A 255-nucleotide genomic window follows, 5' to 3' on the forward strand; every position below is an offset into this window, starting at 1 on the left:
TATCAACTTAAGAATAATGGGAAAATCAAATATTCCTCTATTTAGCTTTAAGCATTTATTCAATGGAGAAATATCTCCTATAGTTTTAGCCTTGGCTTTTGTATTTATCTGTAAAGTCCTTTTAGACCTATTTCTAAAAACAGGTCTTGGGTACACTTTAAAAGGTGTTGGTGATAACTCTCAAATGATTAAATCTTTGGGTATAAATATTGGTTCTATAAAAATACTAGGACTTATGATTTCAAATGGACTTAT

At 28.6% G+C, this 255-nt stretch carries 1 protein-coding gene; it reads left to right on the forward strand.

Annotation, left to right across the window (positions count from 1 at the left end; translation table 11 throughout):
• The coding region (locus KGF42_RS19565) for an ABC transporter permease subunit (protein WP_413927052.1) at positions 1-255 on the forward strand (255 nt) is incomplete at both ends.

This window comes from Clostridioides sp. ZZV15-6383, assembly GCF_020657735.1.
Taxonomy (GTDB): domain Bacteria; phylum Bacillota; class Clostridia; order Peptostreptococcales; family Peptostreptococcaceae; genus Clostridioides; species Clostridioides difficile_D.